Annotated in this window: 2 protein-coding genes; both read left to right on the top strand. The window is 66.5% G+C overall.

Annotated elements, in window-relative coordinates; translation table 11 throughout:
- Position 1 precedes the first annotated feature (1 nt).
- Entirely contained in the window at positions 2 to 925 is a 924-nt protein-coding gene (locus tag P7F68_RS19835) for an acetaldehyde dehydrogenase (acetylating) (protein WP_277835656.1), read from the top strand.
- A 27-nt stretch (positions 926 to 952) separates the two neighbouring features.
- Positions 953 to 1,959, top strand: a 1,007-nt coding sequence (gene dmpG / locus P7F68_RS19830; protein ID WP_277835655.1) for a 4-hydroxy-2-oxovalerate aldolase, incomplete at its 3' end; no start/stop codon positions are given.

Below are 1,959 nucleotides of genomic sequence, written 5' to 3'. Positions count from 1 at the left end.
CATGAACAAGATCAAATGCGCCCTGATCGGTCCGGGCAACATCGGTACCGACCTGCTGTACAAACTCAAGCGCAGTCCGGTGCTCGAGCCGGTGTGGATGGTGGGCATCGACGCCAGCTCGGAAGGCCTGGCGCGTGCGCGCGAGCTCGGCCTCAAGACCACCGCCGAGGGCGTCGACGGCCTGCTGCCGCACGTGCTGGCCGACGGCGTGCAGATCGCCTTCGATGCCACCTCGGCCTATGTGCACGCCGAGAACAGCCGCAAGCTCAATGAACTGGGCGTGCTGATGATCGACCTCACCCCGGCGGCGATCGGCCCCTTCTGCGTGCCGCCGGTCAATCTGGTGGAACACGTCGGCAAGGGTGAAATGAACGTGAACATGGTCACCTGCGGCGGCCAGGCCACGATCCCGATGGTCGCGGCCGTCTCCCGCGTGCAGCCGGTGGCCTACGGCGAGATCGTCGCCACCGTGTCCTCCAAGTCGGCCGGCCCCGGCACGCGCAAGAACATCGACGAATTCACCCGCACCACCGCGGGCGCGGTCGAGAAGGTCGGCGGCGCCAAGCAGGGCAAGGCCATCATCATCCTCAACCCGGCCGAACCGCCCTTGATCATGCGCGACACGGTGCATTGCCTCACCGAGACCGAGCCCGACCAGGCGGCGATCACCGAATCCATCCACGCCATGATCCGCGAGGTGCAGAAATACGTGCCCGGCTACCGCCTGGTCAATGGCCCGGTGTTCGACGGCAAGCGCGTCTCGGTGTACCTCGAGGTCGAAGGCCTGGGCGACTACCTGCCCAAGTACGCCGGCAACCTCGACATCATGACCGCGGCCGGTGCGCGCACCGCCGAGATGTTCGCCGAGGAGATCCTGGCCGGTCGCCTCAAGCTTGAATCCAACCGCGCCACGATGGTGGCCTGAGCGCCCCGGCCACAAGGAGAGATGAACATGGAACTTCGCGGCAAGAAAGTCACCGTGCATGACATGACCCTGCGCGACGGCATGCACCCCAAGCGCCACCTGATGACGCTCGAGCAGATGAAGACCATCGCCTGCGGCCTGGACGAGGCGGGCATCCCGCTGATCGAGGTCACCCACGGCGACGGCCTGGGCGGCAGCTCGGTGAACTACGGCTTCCCGGCCCACAGCGACGAGGAGTACCTGTCTGCCGTGATCCCGCTGATGAAGCAGGCCAGGGTGTCGGCGCTGTTGCTGCCGGGCATCGGCACGGTCGATCACCTCAAGATGGCGCACGAACTGGGCGTCTCCACCATCCGCGTGGCCACCCACTGCACCGAGGCCGACGTCTCCGAGCAGCACATCGGCTACGCCCGCAAGCTGGGCATGGACACCGTCGGCTTTCTGATGATGGCGCACATGAACAGCCCCGAAGGCCTGGTCAAGCAAGCCAAGCTGATGGAGCGCTACGGCGCCAACTGCATCTACGTCACCGACTCGGCCGGCCACCTGCTGCCCGACACGGTCAAGTCGCGTCTCAGTGCGGTGCGCGATGCGCTCAAGCCCGAGACCGAGCTCGGCTTCCACGGCCACCACAACCTGGCCATGGGCGTGGCCAACAGCCTGGCCGCGCTCGAAGTCGGTGCCAGCCGCATCGACGCCGCGGCCGCTGGCCTGGGGGCCGGTGCGGGCAACACCCCGATGGAAGTGTTCATCGCGGTGTGCGACCTAATGGGGATCGAGACCGGCGTGGATGTGTTCAAGATCCAGGACGTGGCCGAGGACCTGGTGGTGCCGATCATGGACTTCCCGATCCGCATCGACCGCGATGCGCTCACGCTGGGCTACGCCGGCGTGTATGGCTCCTTCCTGCTGTTCGCCAAGCGCGCCGAGAAGAAGTACGGCGTGCCCGCGCGCGAGATCCTGGTCGAGATGGGCCGACGCGGCATGGTCGGCGGCCAGGAAGACATGATCGAGGATACGGCGCTCAACCTGGC

Origin of the sequence: Thauera mechernichensis (assembly GCF_029588855.1) — a bacterium.
In the GTDB taxonomy this organism is placed as follows: Bacteria; Pseudomonadota; Gammaproteobacteria; order Burkholderiales; family Rhodocyclaceae; genus Thauera; species Thauera mechernichensis.
The sequence above is the reverse complement of the archived record's forward strand: the minus strand, read 5'-3'. Positions and strand labels throughout refer to the sequence as shown.

Coding starts and splice junctions, on each gene's coding strand:
- P7F68_RS19835 (WP_277835656.1), top strand. CDS start 2: ATGAACAAGATCAAATGCGCCCTGATCGGTCCGGGCAACATCGGTACC.